The 15,026-nt window shown below is 67.8% G+C and carries 12 protein-coding genes; all 12 read right to left on the minus strand.

The genetic code is table 11. The annotated features are described in order from the left end of the window. Positions 1 to 2,661 carry a type VI secretion system ATPase TssH gene (tssH, locus tag ACGTNF_RS14155; RefSeq protein WP_394602228.1) on the minus strand — a complete coding sequence of 887 codons (2,661 nt, stop codon included), beginning with the start codon at positions 2,659 to 2,661 and terminating at the stop codon, positions 1 to 3. A 50-nt stretch (positions 2,662 to 2,711) separates the two neighbouring features. Beyond that, the gene (gene icmH / locus ACGTNF_RS14160; protein WP_394602229.1) at positions 2,712 to 3,524 is read right to left on the minus strand and encodes a type IVB secretion system protein IcmH/DotU; all 813 of its coding nucleotides are present in this window, start codon (positions 3,522 to 3,524) and stop codon (positions 2,712 to 2,714) included. A gap of 3 nt (positions 3,525 to 3,527) precedes the next feature. Next, positions 3,528 to 4,862: a type VI secretion system baseplate subunit TssK gene (tssK, locus tag ACGTNF_RS14165; protein WP_394602230.1), complete on the minus strand. Its 1,335-nt coding sequence runs from the start codon at positions 4,860 to 4,862 to the stop codon at positions 3,528 to 3,530. Next, positions 4,862 to 5,416: a type VI secretion system lipoprotein TssJ gene (gene tssJ / locus ACGTNF_RS14170; RefSeq protein ID WP_394602231.1), complete on the minus strand. Its 555-nt coding sequence runs from the start codon at positions 5,414 to 5,416 to the stop codon at positions 4,862 to 4,864. The genes tssK and tssJ overlap by 1 nt, the downstream gene beginning before the upstream one ends. Continuing rightward, entirely contained in the window at positions 5,413 to 6,735 is a 1,323-nt protein-coding gene (gene tagH, locus ACGTNF_RS14175; protein ID WP_394602232.1) for a type VI secretion system-associated FHA domain protein TagH, read from the minus strand. Before tagH ends, tssJ begins: the two co-directional genes overlap by 4 nt. A gap of 4 nt (positions 6,736 to 6,739) precedes the next feature. Continuing rightward, positions 6,740 to 7,759 (minus strand): type VI secretion system baseplate subunit TssG, encoded by a 1,020-nt coding sequence (gene tssG / locus ACGTNF_RS14180; RefSeq protein WP_394602233.1) that lies wholly within the window; start codon positions 7,757 to 7,759, stop codon positions 6,740 to 6,742. Further along, on the minus strand, positions 7,723 to 9,486 hold the full coding sequence (gene tssF, locus ACGTNF_RS14185; RefSeq protein WP_035594085.1) for a type VI secretion system baseplate subunit TssF: 1,764 nt from the start codon (positions 9,484 to 9,486) through the stop codon (positions 7,723 to 7,725). The genes tssG and tssF overlap by 37 nt, the downstream gene beginning before the upstream one ends. A 7-nt stretch (positions 9,487 to 9,493) precedes the next feature. Further along, entirely contained in the window at positions 9,494 to 9,928 is a 435-nt protein-coding gene (gene tssE / locus ACGTNF_RS14190) for a type VI secretion system baseplate subunit TssE (RefSeq protein WP_394602234.1), read from the minus strand. A gap of 4 nt (positions 9,929 to 9,932) precedes the next feature. Further along, the gene (gene tssC / locus ACGTNF_RS14195; protein WP_394602235.1) at positions 9,933 to 11,417 is read right to left on the minus strand and encodes a type VI secretion system contractile sheath large subunit; all 1,485 of its coding nucleotides are present in this window, start codon (positions 11,415 to 11,417) and stop codon (positions 9,933 to 9,935) included. Positions 11,418 to 11,445: 28 nt separating this feature from the next. Next, positions 11,446 to 11,964 carry a type VI secretion system contractile sheath small subunit gene (tssB, locus tag ACGTNF_RS14200; protein WP_394602236.1) on the minus strand — a complete coding sequence of 173 codons (519 nt, stop codon included), beginning with the start codon at positions 11,962 to 11,964 and terminating at the stop codon, positions 11,446 to 11,448. A 754-nt stretch (positions 11,965 to 12,718) separates the two neighbouring features. Beyond that, the gene (locus tag ACGTNF_RS14205; RefSeq protein ID WP_394602237.1) at positions 12,719 to 13,708 is read right to left on the minus strand and encodes an IS481 family transposase; all 990 of its coding nucleotides are present in this window, start codon (positions 13,706 to 13,708) and stop codon (positions 12,719 to 12,721) included. Positions 13,709 to 14,033: 325 nt separating this feature from the next. Then, positions 14,034 to 15,026, minus strand: coding sequence for a tetratricopeptide repeat protein (locus tag ACGTNF_RS14210; RefSeq protein ID WP_394602238.1), 993 nt, complete (start codon positions 15,024 to 15,026; stop codon positions 14,034 to 14,036).

Below are 15,026 nucleotides of genomic sequence, written 5' to 3' on the forward strand. Positions count from 1 at the left end.
TCAGCCGACCTCCGCGGTGAAGCCGTGCTCGTCCACGCCCAGCGCCACGCGGCTCACCGGCTCGCGGCGCGCCATGCGCTCGAGCAGCGCCCGGGACACCGGCGGCAGGAGCTCGCCGTCGATCACCGACTCGAGCATCCGTGCGCCGTTCTCGCTGCGGGTGGCGCGCTCGCAGATCGCCTCGGCCAGCGCCGGTGCCAGCACCACCTCGGCCTGGCGGTGGCGATCGCGGATGCGGCTGGCCAGGGTCTCGAGCTTGGCGCCGACGATGTCGTGGAGGATGTCCCGCGACAGCGGCAGATAGGGCACCACCTCCATGCGCGCCAGCAGCGCCGGCTTGAAGAAGTCGGACAGCACCGGGTAGAGCGCCTCGTCCATCGCCGCGCGGTCGTCGGCGTGGCGTACGATGGCGTCATAGCCGAGGTTCGAGGTCATGAAGAACAGCACGTTGCGGCAGTCGATGGCGCGCCCTTCCCCGTCGGCCAGCTCGCCCTTGTCGAACGCCTGGTAGAACAGGTTGAGCACGTCCGGGTGGGCCTTTTCGACCTCGTCGAGCAGCACCACCGAGTAGGGCCGCTGGCGGATCGCCTCGGTCAAGAGGCCGCCCTCGCCGAAGCCCACATAGCCGGGCGGCGAGCCGATCAGCCGCGAGACGGTGTGCTTCTCCTGGTACTCGGACATGTTGATGGTGGTCAGGAACTGGCGGCCGCCGTAGAGGCTCTCGGCGATCTGCACCACGGTCTCGGTCTTGCCCACGCCGCTGGGGCCGACCAGCAGGAAGGCGCCCAGCGGACGCCCGGGGCGACGCAGGTCGGCGCGGGCGGTGAGCAGGTGGCGGTGCAGGCGCTCGACGGCCAGGTCCTGGCCCTTGATCAGCCGGCCCAGCTCCTCGGGCAGCTCGGTGAGGCGCGCCAGCTCGTCGCGGGTCATGCGCTCCACCGGCACCCCGGTCCAGTCGCCGATCACCTGGGCGATCTGGGCCTCCTCGACGCTGGGATTGACCAGCGAGAACTCGCGCTGCAGCGCCTCGAGGCGGGCCTCGTGCTCGGCCAGCGCGGCGGTGCGGCGAGCGCGCGCCTGGTCGGCGCTCTCGCCAGCCTCGTTCTCGACTCTCGTCTCGTGGTTCTCTCCGTCGCTGGCGCCGTCGAGCAGCTCGCGATGCAGGGCCAGGATGGCATCGACGCACTCGCGCTGTTCGCGCCAGGCGGCCTCCAGGGTCTCGCGCTCCTCGTCCAGCCGCGCCAGCCGCTCGGCCAGGGCGTCGCGATGGGCGGCGTCGGGATGGCGGCCGAGCAGCGCCTCGCGCTCGAGCTGGTCGTGCTCGCGCCGGGCGGCCAGCTGCTCGCTCATCAGGTGGCTGAGGCGGCGCGGCGGCGTGTCCAGGGCCTGGGCCAGCCGGGTGCCGGCGGTGTCGAGCACGTCGATGGCCTTGTCGGGCAGCTGGCGGCCGGCCAGGTAGCGGGCCGAGAGCTCGGCGGCGGCGCGCAGGCCGCTGTCGCCGATCAGCACGCCGTGGGTCGATTCGTAGACGTCGCGCAGGCCGCGCAGGATCATCAGCGCCTGCTCCACGTCCGGCTCGCCCAGGGCCACCGGCTGGAAGCGCCGCGACAGCGCCGGGTCCTTCTCGATGTGCTTCTTGTACTCGCGCCAGGTGGTGGCGGCGATGGTGCGCAGCTCGCCGCGGGCCAGCGCCGGCTTGAGCAGGTTGGCGGCGTCGGCGCCGCCCTCGGCGTTGCCGGCGCCGATCAGGGTGTGGGCCTCGTCGATGAACAGCAGCGTCGGCACGGCCGCGTCCTTGACCTCCTCGATCACCGCCTTGAGGCGCTTCTCGAACTCGCCCTTGACCGAGGCCCCGGCCTGTAGCGCGCCGAGGTCGAGCGACATCAGCTCCACGCCGGAAAGCGCCGCGGGCACGCGGCCCTCGACGATGCGCGCCGCCAGGCCCTCGACCACGGCGCTCTTGCCGACGCCGGCCTCGCCCACCACGATCGGGTTGTTCTTGCGCCGGCGCCCGAGGATATCGAGCATCTGGTCGATCTCGGGGTCGCGGCACAGCACCGGGTCGAGCTCGCCGCGGCGCGCCTGCTCGGTGAGCGAGGTGGCGAAGCGCGAAAGCGCGCTGTCGTCGCCGCTTGCGCCGCGGGCCGCCGCCGGCCGCTCGCTCTCGCCCTCGGCGGCACTGGCGGCCTCGGCGGACTCGCGGGTCAGGCGGGCGAAGTCGCGGCGCAGCCGTTCGCGGTTGATGCCGGCCAGCAGCCGCTCGCCGCGGGGGCCCAGGTAGCGCCCGGCGTGATGCAGCAGGGCGGTGAAGATCACCCCGGTGCGCAGCTCGCGGTGCCCGAACTCGGTGCTGGCCAACAGCCAGGCGTCCTGCAGCAGCTCGACCAGCAGCGGCGAGAAGCTCGGCGTGGCCACCTCCAGGTCGCGCGGCGGCCGGGCGTCCTCGGTGAGCGCGCGGCGCAGCGCCTCGGGCTCGATGTCCTCGGCCTCGAGCAGCACCCGCAGGTCGCACAGCGGCTGGTCGAGGCCGGCCAGCAGCAGGTGGGACACGCCCACCTCCGGCGCCTGCTGCTCGGCGCACAGCGTCGCGGCCCCTTCCAGGGCCTGGCGGGCGATGGCGTTGAGTCGGCCGATCAGTGCCGGTAGCTCTACCCTGAGCATGGTGTCTCCCTCGATATCGTAAGCAAGCGGTGATTCGACCCGCCCGGCGGCTAGTCGATGATGCGTTCCAGCAGCAGGCCGACCTGGTCGGCCTGCTCGCCCAGCGTCCACGAGAAGCCGATGTAGACCAGCGCCATGGCCAGCGCGAAGAGCGCGAAGATGCCCCACAGCGGCAGGCCGTCGCCCTGGCGGCGCGCCGCGGCGAGCACGTTGTCCAGCGGGCGGGTCAGGCTGTCCTCGCCGGGCTCGTCGAGGGCCACCAGCTGGTCGCCCAGCTCGCGCAGGATCTGCTCGTATTCCTCGCGGCCGTGGGGCATGACCTTGTAGCGGCCCTCGAAGCCGAGGCACAGGCACAAGTAGATGAAGGCCAGCAGGTCGCGATAGCGGCGCGGCTCCTGGCGCAGCCGGGAGAGGATCGAGAAGACCTTCTCGCCGCCCCAGGTCTCGTTGTGGAAGCGCGCCAGCAGCGAGTGGCCGGCCCACTGGCTCTGCTGGCCCCAGCCGGTGCTCATCACCGCCTCGTCGATGAACGAGCACAGCACGTAGCGATAGGCCAGCAGCGTCGGCCGGTCGTAGCCCTGCTCGGTGAGCTCGACCTCGATGGCGACGATCTCGTCGACCACCTGGCGGTAGAGCTGGTCGATGTCATCGAGCCGGTCGAGCTGGCGGACCCGCACCACCATGCCCAGCAGCGAGCTGGCGGCGTCCACCAGCGGGTTGAGGCTGTGGCCGCGCAGCCGGAACCAGTAGTCCTCGTCGGCGTCCAGGTGGTTGGCATGGCTGTGGATCAGCCGCTCGAGGCCCTGGACGTCGATGCTGTCTTCGTGGCGACGCGCGTCGTCGCGAGTGGCGAGATCGTTCATGGCTTAGCTCCTGATCGCCCAGAACTGCATTTCCAGCCCCGGGAAGTCGCCGGCGACGTGGAAGGCGAAGCCGCTGGCGCCGTTGAGCATGCTCCAGGCCTCGCTCTGACGGTCGAGGCGGAAGTAGGTGTAGCCGGCATGGAACGGCAGCTGGCGCGGCGCCACCGGCAGCGGCTCGAGCGGAATGCCCGGCAGCTGCAGGCTGATGAGGTCGCGGATGCGCTCGACGCTGGCGACCTTGGTCTGCTGCACGAACAGCTTGCGCAGGCGCTCCGGCGGCAGGTCGGCGCGCACCGCGAGGATGAAGTCGGCGTCCTCGAGCAGGCTGCGGTCGGCCACGGTGGCGACCTTGAGCCCGTAGCGCCGCGACTGCAGCTGGATGGCCATGGCGCGCGGCTCGAGCACCGTGGACAGCGACTGGCGCAGGCTCTGCATCAGCGGCCGGAAGGCGGCCTCCGGGCGGTCGTGGTCGTAGGCCGGAAACTCCGGCGGCAGCCGCGACTCGGCGGTGAAGGTGGTCAGCTCGCAGCAGGTCTCGTGCATGTCGGCGTAGAGCCGTTCGGGATGCAGATGGCCGAGCCGGGCCAGGTGCTGGAAGCGCGGCTGGGCGCGGTTGAGCGACTGCAGCAGCATGAAGTCGGCGACGTCGGCGACGCCGGACTGGTTCGGCGTCGACAGGCGCTGGGCCAGGTTGCGCGCGCGCTCGCGCATCAGCCCGGCCATCTCGCCGACGAAGCGCTGCAGCACCGGCGCGGCCTGGACGTTGAGCAGGGTCGGCAGGAAGGCCTCGTCGAGCACCAGGCTGCCGTCGGGGCGCCGCTCGAGGATGCGCGCCACCGCCAGGCAGGCGTAGGCGCTGCGGTCTTCCTGCTCGAGCAGCAGCCGCGGGGCGACACGGGCCAGGTCCAGGTCGGCGATGTCGCCGACCCGGGAATGCAGGTCGCGCACGCCGCGGGGCTCGGCGCGATAGCGCGAGGCCAGCGACGAGGCCTCCCAGCTCACCTCGGCCACGCCGTCGGTGGCCAGCGGCACGCCCAGGTAGACCACCTGGTTGGCCACCGAGGCGTCGTCGATCTCCAGCGCCGGCGGCTCCAGGTCGTCGTCGGGCAGGTGGAAGGGCGTGCCGTCCGGCATCACGCCGCTGGCCCGGCTCAGGGCGATGCGCCCGAAGCTCAGGTACTCGGCGTTGAGCTCGAGGGTCAGGAAGCCGTGCAGGTAGCCGCCGACGCCGCGCAGGCGGGTGTCGACCAGCCCCTGCAGGCTGCGCTGCTGCTGCTGGAAATGCTGGGGCTTGATGAACAGTCCCTCGCTCCAGACCACGGGATTGCGACTGGCCATCAGGTCTCCTTCCTCAGCGCGGCCTCGCGCTCCATCAGTTGCACCAGCAGGTGGTAGTCGCGCCCCTGGGCGTCGATCTTCACGACCTTCTTCCACTGCGCCTGGTTGGGGTCGGCGTAGAAGGCGATGATGCCGATGTAGCGGGTGTCTTCCTCGACCTCGAAGGGCTCGTAGAACTTGAACTGGCCGGGCAACAGGGTGAAGTCGTCATGGGCCAGGTAGTTGGTGCCGAGCGCCTGCTCGAGGTCCTCCTGCAGCTGGCGATGGTCGGCCGACATCAGCATCGAGTCGTCCTTGAGCTGCAGGATCTGGAAGCGCAGCGGCGTGCCCGCGCCCTCGACGTTGGGGTTCATGTCGTCGGTCGCCAGCATGCTCAGGTCGACCCGCGACGGACGATCCTCCGGATAGCCGACCGGGATCGAGGGATCCTTGATCACCTCGTAGGTCTTGCCGGCGGCCTCGAAGGTGGAGGCGCAGCCGGTCAGCATCGCCAGCGCAGCGACCAGCGCCAGGCCCCGCGCCAGCGGCGCGACCCCGGCCGTGCGGGGGATCATGCTCCCTCCCGCTGCTGGCGGCGCACCGACTGGTCGTAGGCCTGCTCGAAGACCTCCCAGAACAGCTTCTCGAAGCCCTGCTGGCGACCGGAGTTGAGCTCCTGGTAGTAGTGGCGATACATCTCCCAGGCCCAGCCGTCCTCGTCCTCGCCCTGGCGGCCGGCGCCGCGGTAGGCCTGGAAGCGACGCAGCAGCGCATCCGGCGAGAAGGCGTCGAGGATCGAGCGCAGCGCGCTGCCGATGGCCTCTTCCACCGCCGCCTGGTGCTGCTGCTGGTGCTCGAGGCACTCGGCCACCGCCGCCGGCGCGGACAGGTGCACGGGGCTGCGCTGGGCGGCGAACAGGGTGGTCAGGGTCTGCTCGTAGGACTGGCCGAGGCGCAGCGGGTTGTCCTCGATCGGCTGCAGGCGCCGGTCGCGCAGCGGATAGCGGCTGCCGTCATGGACCCGGTGCAGCGCCAGCAGGCCATCCACCGTGGCCTTGAGCGTGCGCCCGGCCTCCTCGAGGAAGGCGTGCTGCTCGGCGCTGTCGCGGAAGCGCAGCTCGCCGCCGAGGGTGGTGAGCAGCGGCGAGGCGCCGACGTGGCCGACCTCCCCCGCCGCCGGTTCCTGCCAGCGATCCTCGAGCTGCTCGCCGACCGAGCGTTCCAGATCGTTCAACAGCCGTTCGTCCATGTCGGGTTCCTCGTTGCGTCGGTTACTCGGCGCGGCCGTCAGGCCCGCCGCGCCGCCCTGCCCGTCCAGGGCATCGAGCAGTTGGTGATGATCGTCCGCGCCGACCATGGGGTCGTCGGCCAGCGCGGCCATGGGGTCCTGGTGGCGCCGCGCGGGAGAGGCCTCGCCCAGCGCCTCGAGCGGATCGTGCTGGGCCCGCGGCGCGGCGGCCTCGGCGGGCAGGATCTCGGTGGCCTCGAGGGTCTCGTGCTCGTCGTCGACCAGGGTCGCCAGCGGCTGCACGCCGGCGGCGTCGGCCTGGCGGTCGCCCAGGTGCACGCGCAGGTGGTACTCGCCCACCTGCAGCTCGTCGCCGTCGCGCAGGGCCACCCGGCGCTCGCGACCGATCGGCAGCGTGGCGTGGTTGACGAAGGTCTGGCCGCTGCGGTCGATCAGGCAGAAGCGACCGTCCAGGCGCTGGATCTCGGCGTGGCCGGGCCGCACCCTGCCGGCGTGGTCCTGCAGCAGCCAGTCGTCGGCCGTCGCACTGCCCAGGGTGCCGCCGGCCGCCGGGAAGACATGACTGCTGGTGGAACGGCCCTCGAGCCGTTCGCTGTTGGTGACCACCAGGGTGATGGCCTGCTGCTGGGAGAGCGTCGCGTTCATGGGTTCACCGTGTCATCTGAATGCGTACCCGACGGCGCCGGGCCGTGGCGTGGGCCTCGGGCTGCACGAAGGTGGTCCAGCCCAGCTGGCAGCTGCCCCCCTCCCCCAGGCGCATGGGTGTGACTTCGCTTTCCAGGAGCTCGAGCTCCAGGTCGTAGGCCAGGGGCTCGCGCAGCACGAACTCCATCAGGGTGCGCAGCGCCTGGTGGTCGCGGCCGTCGGGCAGGAAGTCGCGGAAGCGCTCCAGGTCGAGGCCGTGCAGGCGCAGCGCGAACTTGCCGCTGATATCGTCGACCCGACTGCCGGCGATCATGTCCTGGCCCAGGGTCGAGGCCCCCAGGCCGGTGCGGGTGCGCTGGTCGGGGGGGATCTCGACCCGCCGATGCACCCAGCTCTCGACCTCGACGCCGTCGAGGTCGAAGCAGTGGCCGACGATGCCCGCGACCACGTCCGGCGAACGCGAGCGACCGGCCAGCAGGCCGGCGTAGGCCAGCATCTTGCTCCAGTTGATCGGCGTCTCGCCGCGCAGGCGGTCGTCGGCCAGGCCGACCAGGGCGAAGATCGCCGCCGAGAAGCCGTCCGCCGCGCCGTCCTGGTAGCGCACGTGGTGGCGATACTTGCGCCAGCCGCGATGCAGCAGCGACAGCACCCGGTGGTTGAACAGGTTCAGGAAGTCGCCGGCCGCGCCCTCGCGATGCGCCTCGGCATGGGCCATCGCCTCGAGGTAGTAGCCCGGCAGCGGCGACTGGGCGCCCTGCAGCCCCAGGAAGCTGACGCGCATGTCGTAGTGGCCGGCCGGGCTCGGCGTCAGCGAGAGGATGTCGCTGCCCGGGAAGCCCAGCGAGGCCGAGGCCTGGAAGCGCACGCGCTCGCCGGCCGGGTCGGCCTCGCGGTCGCCCTCGAGGTCGTCGCCGTGATGCCGGTGGAGCAGCTCCACCAGCTGATAGAAGTCGTAGCGCCGGGCCCCGTCGACCAGGGGAGCGAGCGCTACATCAGGGGCTGCTGGCCCGGCTGCAAGGTCCATGCGTAGCGCTCGCGGTTATGAAGATTGATGACGTGCAGCTCGTGGAACGAGTTGATGCTGGCGTACAGCGAGAAGAACCGGGCCAGCACGCTGGCGAACAAAAACAGGCTGCCCTCGTCGCCGAAGGCCTCCTGGTCCAGGGTCATCTCGGAGCGCAGCCCGCGCACCGGCAGGCCGCGATGCAGCCGGTCCACCGGCTGGGTCTGGATGTCGACGATGCCGGCCAGGCGCTTCTGGGCGATGCGCTCGGCCTGGCGGTCGACCAGGGCGCGGAAGTCGTAGACCCGCAGCACCGAACACAGGGCGTCGCGGTCGAGCAGCGACAGGTAGTTCAGCGACAGGTTGGAGATCAGCGTCCACAGCAGGCTGCCGTCCAGGGTCGGCCGCATGGCCGGGGTCGGCCGGGTGATGTTGCGAAACTCGGCGAAGGCCGGGCTGTCCTCGGTGGGCACGCAGACGTCGCCCACGGTCAGCCGCTCGGGCAGCTCGCGGTTGCTGCAGGTGAGGCTCAGCGAGATGGTCTCGCGCAGCCCCAGGCAGGCCTGCTCGTCGCCGCGCACGAAGGAAATGTCGTGATCGAAGCCGTCGCCGCGCAGGCTGTCGCGGACCCGCACCCGGTAGTAGCGGGCCTCGCGGCCGCGATCGCGCTCGATCTGGTGCTCGAAGCTCTCGAACGGCACGTAGCGGCGCGGCTCGCCGCGGATGCGGCCGGTCTCGCTCTCCAGCCAGCCGTCCACGGCATCGACGCTGAACACCTCGTAATGGGCGGGGAAGCGGCTGCTGGGGCGGATGCGATAGGCGCTGTGCTCGCCGCCGAGATCGACCGGGTCGGCGTCGTGCTCGAACAGGTTGATCGCCGGCGTGCAGTACAGCGCCAGGCTCTCGTCGCCGACCCGGGCATCCGCCGGCAGGGTGCGCGAGAAGGTGAAGCGCAGCGTGAGGCGCTGGGCCGGGCGCGACGGCAGGAAGTCGCCGAGCCGCTGCAGGTCGAAGAACTGGAAGGCCTCGGGGAAGCACAGGTATTCCTGCAGGATCCGGTAGCCCTGGTAGACGTTGCGCGGGTACGGCAGCAGGGCATCCTCGGCGGCGAAGCCCACCGGCGCCATCAGCCGCGTGGGCAGCGCCATCGGCTGGCCGTCGACCTCGAGCTCGATGCCGGCCAGATAGTGGCTCAGCCACAGGTAGAGGGTGCGCGCCGTGTAGCCGCTGCCGCCGAGGTGCAGGCGCAGGTCGCCCACGCCCAGGGCGTCGAGCGGCTGGTCGCTGTGCACCGCCAGGTCCAGCTCGACCACCGAGGCCTCGCGGGAGTGACGCGCCGCGACGCCGTCGTGGGCCAGCGGATAGAGCGTCAGCTCGTGGCAGGTGCGAAAGCCGCAGGCGGTGCCCTCGACCTCGCGGCTGGACAGGCTGGTGCCGCGGGGCACCGGCTGGGCGGCGCTCAGGCCGTGCCAGTGCGGGGTGAACTGCACCATCGTCATGCTCGGCACCGGGCGCAGGTAGTTGGGCCACAGCATGCCGATCAGCGAGTGGGTCAGCTCGGGGAACTCGTCGTCGACCTTCTCGCGCAGCCGACCGGACAGGAAGGCGAAGCCCTCGAGCAGGCGCTCGACATCGGGGTCGGTGCTCTGCTCGGACAGGAAGCGGCTGAGCCCGGGATTGCCTTCGGCGAATTCCCGTCCCTGGCGCTTCAGGAAGTCCAGTTCGTCCCGGTAGTAGCGGTTCAGCATGTCGGCCTCAGTTCAGGCACTGGTAGCGCTTGTCGTTGAGCAGCAGGTCGATGGTGGTCTGGGTCGTGTCGCGCCCCAGGTCGAGGATGGCCAGGACCTGGAAGCGCAGCTGCAGCGGATTGCCCTCGTTGGGCAGGGTCTCGACCTGGACACGGCGGACGCGCGGCTCGTAGCGCTCGATGCACTCGCGGATGGCGCGCTCGACCTTGAGTTCGAGGTCGAGCACGCCGAGCGTGGCGTCGTTGAAGTCGAGCAGACCCAGGTCCGGGGCACATTCGCTGTGCCCCGGATGGCTGTTGAGCAGGTCGACCAGATGGCGCTTGATCGAGGCCAGGGTGGCCTCGACCGCCGCATCGCCCTCCGGCACGGGCCGCGCCGGGGTCGACAGGCGCTCGAACAGCCGGGCGCCGAGCGGGCCGCTTCGATCCCTGATGGCGGTCATGGCGTCAGTCCTTGTCGAGGCGTCCCACCAGCGACAGCTCGAAGTTGGCACCCATGTACTTGAAGTGCGGACGCACCGCCAGCGACACCTGATACCAGCCCGGATCGCCCTCGACGTCGGACACCTGCACCGAGGCGGCCCGCAGCGGGCGGCGGCTGCGCACGTCGGCCGGCGGGTTCTCCTGGTCGGCGACGTACTGGCGAATCCAGGTGTTGAGCTCGCGCTCGAGATCCTGGCGCTCCTTCCAGGAGCCGATCTGCTCGCGCTGCAGCACCTTGATGTAGTGGGCCAGGCGATTGACGATGAACACGTAGGGCAGCTGGGTGCCGAGCTTGTAGTTGGTCTCGGCCTCGCGCCCTTCCGGGGTGTTGGGGAAGGTCTTGGGCTTCTGCACCGAGTTGGCGGAGAAGAAGGCGGCGTTGTCGCTGCCCTTGCGCATGGTCAGCGAGATGAAGCCTTCCTCGGCCATCTCGAACTCGCGCCGGTCGGTGACCAGCACCTCGGTGGGAATCTTGCTCTGCACCTGGCCCATGGCCTCGAAGGTGTGTACCGGCAGGTTCTCCACCGCGCCGCCGCTCTGCGGGCCGATGATGTTCGGCGCCCAGCGGTACTTGGCGAAGCTGTCGTTGAGGCGCTCGGCGAGCAGATAGGCGGTGTTGCCCCACAGGTAGTGATCGTGGCTCTCGCTGACCGATTCCTCGTAGTGGAACGACTTGACCGGGTTCTCCACCGGGTCGTAGGGCGTGCGCAACAGGAAGCGCGGCGCGGTGAGGCCCAGGTAGCGGGAATCCTCGGACTCGCGCAGGCTGCGCCAGCGGGCGTACTTGGGCCCCTCGAAGATCGCCTTGAAGTCCTTGATGTTGGGCAGCTCCTCGAAGCTGTCGATGCCGAAGAAGCTCGGCGCCACCGAGGACAGGAAGGGCGCGTGGGACATGGCGCCGACCGAGGCGGTGTACTGCAGCAGCTTGATGTCCGGCGTGGAGGGCGTGAAGTCGTAGTGACCGATCATCGCCGCCACCGGCTCGCCGCCGAACTGGCCGTACTCGGCCGCGTAGACGTGCTGATAGAGCCCGCTCTGACTGATCTCCGGGGCGAACTCGAAGTCGTCGAGCAGCTCTTCCTTGGTGGCGTGCAGCACGTTGAGCTTGATGTTCTCGCGGAAGTCGGTGCGATCGACCAGCAGCTTGAGGCCGCGCCAGGCCGACTCCAGGTGCTGGAACTGCTGATCGTGCAGGATCTCGTCCACCTGATGGCCGATCTTGCGGTCCAGCTCGACGATCATGCGATCGACGACCGACTTGTTGACCTGCTGGTCATCGTCGCTCTTGAGCAGTTCGCCGATGAAGGCGGCCACGCCCTGCTTGGCCACGTCGTAGCCTTCGTCGGCCGGGGCCATGCGGGTCTGCGCCATCACCTGGTCGAGCAGGGAGACGTCTTCGGTGCTCTCGGTGGACTGAGCCTGGGACTGGGTCTGGGTCGATTCGGTCATGGTGCGTACCTCGCCTCCGTGCGGGGAATCAGGAATCTTTCGAGGGGGCTTCGTCGTCGAGCAGCTGGAGCTCGCTCAACAGCTGGTCCCGGGCTTCCGGGTTCTCGATCAGCGCCTGCAGGCGCTCGCGGAAGGCCGGCACGTTACCCAGCGGCCCCTTGAGCGCCACCAGCGCCTCGCGCAGCTCGACCAGCTTGCGCAGCTCGGGCACCTGACGCGCCACGCTGTCCGGCGAGAAGTCCTGCAGGGAGTTGAACTCGAGCTCGACGCCCAGCTCGCGGCCGTCTTCCTCGGCGCCCTCTTCGAGACGGTTCGGCACGCTGGTCTGCAGCCCGAGACCGGCCTCGCGCATCACGGACTGGAAGTTGTTCTTGTCCACCGAGACGGCATCACGCTCCTCGATGGGCGTTTCCTCGCCGCCGCCCTTGAAGTCGCCGACCACCAGCAGTTTCTGAGGCAGCTCGGTCTCGGCCTGCTGATCCCCGGTGGCAGGAACGTACTTGATGTTGATGCGCTCTTTCGGCGCAACGGAGCCTTCCTTGGACATGGCGAACCTCTCCCTGCGAATGACGACTCGAACGTGTTTGAACCGCGACGCACCACCTCCGCCTCCAGGCGATGTGAATCGCAGGAGCGGGGATGTGGTGGGCAAATTTCATGTCGGCGAGCGGCCTTGACGAACCACCGACCGCCTTTTGAAGTGCGTGACGCTAACACCCGACAGTGCAGTCCCGCAGCATGCCCCCATTTAGCGACACACCATGTTTCAAAGTGTTTCAGGACTATTTTCGCGCCTAAAAGGCGCTAAAATTCACCATCATTCAGCAAAAGCGCAACAATTAAAATTAGGAATAAACAAGCCTACCGCCATGTAAGAGATGTCTTACACGACGATGATGCGATTGCGTACATGATGCGTCGACGCCGCAGGACACCGAACGAGAAATGAAAATCTATTTCATTGATACAGGGTGCCGACGGCAGGACCAAGACGGTATCGCAGGGCGGGGCAGCATGGCCCGATCGAGCCTCGGCGAGTGACTGCATGGGGGCTGACAAGAGGTCGAGCCATTGAGGGGAAGGCCCGGCTCAGGTACGGCCAGAACGGGAACAGGTGTGCGGGATGCGCGCCCCCATCTGACGCCCAGAGTCGGCCAAGGGCCGCTGAGTCAGCGCTCTCCCCCCTCGGCGCCGAGCATTCGCTGCCGGCCAAGCAGGCGCCTCTCCCTGGAACAGGCGCAGCATGGCATAGGGATCACCTTGTTCGGCGGCTTGTAGGTACCAATCTATGGTCTCCTCGGTTAGATGTCGGGTCCCGTGTGATTGACCACCCGCTTGGTAAATAACTCAGGACGTTTGGCCTGCCATTCCTTCATCACCACAATCGGTGATTGGTGGTGCAGCGCCTTCTGCGGGATGTGGTGATTGTACAGCCACATGTAGCGTTTCAGCGTCTGCTCCAGGTCTTCGCCCGAGGTATAGCGCCGTGTCGCCAACACGTCGCTGATACGGCCATTGAAGCGCTCGACCATGCCGTTCGTCTGAGGCCGCCCTGGCTTGATCAGGCGATGCTCGATGCTATGTGTCTGGCATTCCTGGTCGAACGGGTGGCAGCCGCTGGGCTTGCGTTCACCGGCCCTTGTGAAGCGATCCGTGAAGGATTTGCCGTTGTCGGTGAGCACCGTCTGGACCTTGAAGGGAGCCTTCTCCTTCACCTGCTTCATGAACGCACGCGCATCCTTCGCGGACTGACTGCGCCGGATCTCCAGATAAACCCAGCGCGTGGCGCGGTCGATGGCGACGTACAGGTAGCGTTTCTGCTGCTCATCAGGCATCTGAGGCAGGTGCTTGATGTCGATGTGCACGAAGCCCGGCTCATAGTCCTTGAAGGGTTTGTACCGGGGCTTCTCATCATCGCCAGCGTCCTGCCGAGCCAGTTCCACCAGTGTCGGCACCTCGCGCCGCTTGAGCATGCGATGCAGCCCGGAGCGGGACAAGCGAGGGTTCAAGAATTCCCGTGCCACGACAAGCAGATCATCCAGGCCAAGGCGCAGGAATTCGCGAGCGGCGATGAGCACCTCCTCCTGCTCGGGCGTGAGCGTGGCCAGCAGGTTGTGACGCGTGTGTGACCGGTCATGGACATCATCGCGGTACCGCCAGCGCCGGATGGTCGCGGTGGCGACGCCATATTGGCGGGACAGCTCGCTATCCGTGATGCTGGGGTGGGCTGCCTGGATCTCGGCACGGATCTTCGGTGTCGTCGTCGCTTGCTTATGCAGCTTGATGTCCATGAACCTGCTCCCGAATAAATTGCTGAAGAAGCTCTCTGGCGGCTAGCAGAGGATAACTTCTATAGGCGATTCGATCATCAGGGACCCGACAGTTAGACCTCTGCCTAGCAGGCGAGTCGCTTCACCCAGGTAGTACATGGCTTCCACATCGCCGGCCTCGGCAGCTTGTTCCAGATAGGGCTGCATCTTGATCCACTCGTGCTGGCCCCAGAGACGCATGCCTTCGTCTTTAGCGGCCTGAACCTCGGGCTCGAAGGCCCATGCCGACAGAGGGCATACTAGACATGTAACGAGTAGCAGGGCGGTACACCATGATCGCCGCATCCTAGTAACCAAAACGCGGTGGGAAGTTAGATAAAGGGGGCTCTTTTTCGACCCACTCTCTTGCTAAAATCTTGGCTTGCTCAATTTCTTCAGAGGTTATTTCGTCTTTGTTACGCCTCATTGCACTTTGCGCAGAATGGTTGCTAGTTTCTTCTACCATAGCTAACAGGATTGCCCATCCAAGAACGACGTCTTGCTTATTCTGACACATGTCGATTCCCGCTTCGGAATTAAGCTCTTGCGGATTTAAATAGCACCACCCTATCCCGAAGCGCTCCCCGACATCGCCATGTTCAGAGGCTTTTACAGTCCACTCCCAAGCTTGCTCAGGCTTCTCTTGTTTCTCCAGCACACCTGCTAGGTCACTCATCGCCGGCACATAGCCCTGCTCCGCGGCTTTACGAAACCATTCCTCGGCAGCCTCCAGGCGCCGGGACTCCAGAAAGTACCAGCCCTGACCGCCACGAATATTCATGCCCAGCCGCGTCTGAGCTTCGGGATTGCCCGCTTCCGCCGCTTTTTCCAGCCATTCGACGCCCTCTCCGCTGTCGTCCATCAGGCGATAGATATGGTAGAGCGCCAGCATGGCGTCGGTATCGCCCGCCTCGGCCTTGGGTAGAGTCTCGGCCAGTGCCTTCTCTCGCCAGCCCTCAGCGTCCTCCGGGCATTCGTCACCGGCCACGCAGGCGCCGCCCTGAAACAGGCGCAGCATGGCATAGGGATCACCCTGCTCGGCGGCCTGGAGATACCAGTTCATTGCCTCCTCGGTCAGCCCCATATGACGCAGCCGGTGCACCTCTCCCAAGTAGTACATGGCTTCCACATCGCCGGCCTTGGCAGCGGGCTCCAAATAAGGAATTGTCTCCCTTGAGATACCAAGGCCGTAAAGACGCATGCCTTCTTCCTTGGCGGCTTGCACCTCGGGCTCGAGGGCGGTAGCAATGCCAGGCAGGATCATCAGAATGCTGGCGAGTAAAATATGGGTAAGGCGCAT

The sequence above is a fragment of the Halomonas sp. B23F22_10 genome (assembly GCF_043496975.1).
Lineage (GTDB): Bacteria > Pseudomonadota > Gammaproteobacteria > Pseudomonadales > Halomonadaceae > Halomonas > Halomonas smyrnensis.

Bases quoted from the DNA above. Each gene is read 5' to 3' on its own strand.
- tssH (WP_394602228.1), bottom strand. From the start codon at position 2,661: ATGCTCAGGGTAGAGCTACCGGCACTGATCGGCCGACTCAACGCCATC.
- icmH (WP_394602229.1), bottom strand. From the start codon at position 3,524: ATGAACGATCTCGCCACTCGCGACGACGCGCGTCGCCACGAAGACAGC.
- tssK (WP_394602230.1), bottom strand. From the start codon at position 4,862: ATGGCCAGTCGCAATCCCGTGGTCTGGAGCGAGGGACTGTTCATCAAG.
- tssJ (WP_394602231.1), bottom strand. From the start codon at position 5,416: ATGATCCCCCGCACGGCCGGGGTCGCGCCGCTGGCGCGGGGCCTGGCG.
- tagH (WP_394602232.1), bottom strand. From the start codon at position 6,735: ATGAACGCGACGCTCTCCCAGCAGCAGGCCATCACCCTGGTGGTCACC.
- tssG (WP_394602233.1), bottom strand. From the start codon at position 7,759: ATGGACCTTGCAGCCGGGCCAGCAGCCCCTGATGTAGCGCTCGCTCCC.
- tssF (WP_035594085.1), bottom strand. From the start codon at position 9,486: ATGCTGAACCGCTACTACCGGGACGAACTGGACTTCCTGAAGCGCCAG.
- tssE (WP_394602234.1), bottom strand. From the start codon at position 9,928: ATGACCGCCATCAGGGATCGAAGCGGCCCGCTCGGCGCCCGGCTGTTC.
- tssC (WP_394602235.1), bottom strand. From the start codon at position 11,417: ATGACCGAATCGACCCAGACCCAGTCCCAGGCTCAGTCCACCGAGAGC.
- tssB (WP_394602236.1), bottom strand. From the start codon at position 11,964: ATGTCCAAGGAAGGCTCCGTTGCGCCGAAAGAGCGCATCAACATCAAG.
- ACGTNF_RS14205 (WP_394602237.1), bottom strand. From the start codon at position 13,708: ATGGACATCAAGCTGCATAAGCAAGCGACGACGACACCGAAGATCCGT.
- ACGTNF_RS14210 (WP_394602238.1), bottom strand. From the start codon at position 15,026: ATGCGCCTTACCCATATTTTACTCGCCAGCATTCTGATGATCCTGCCT.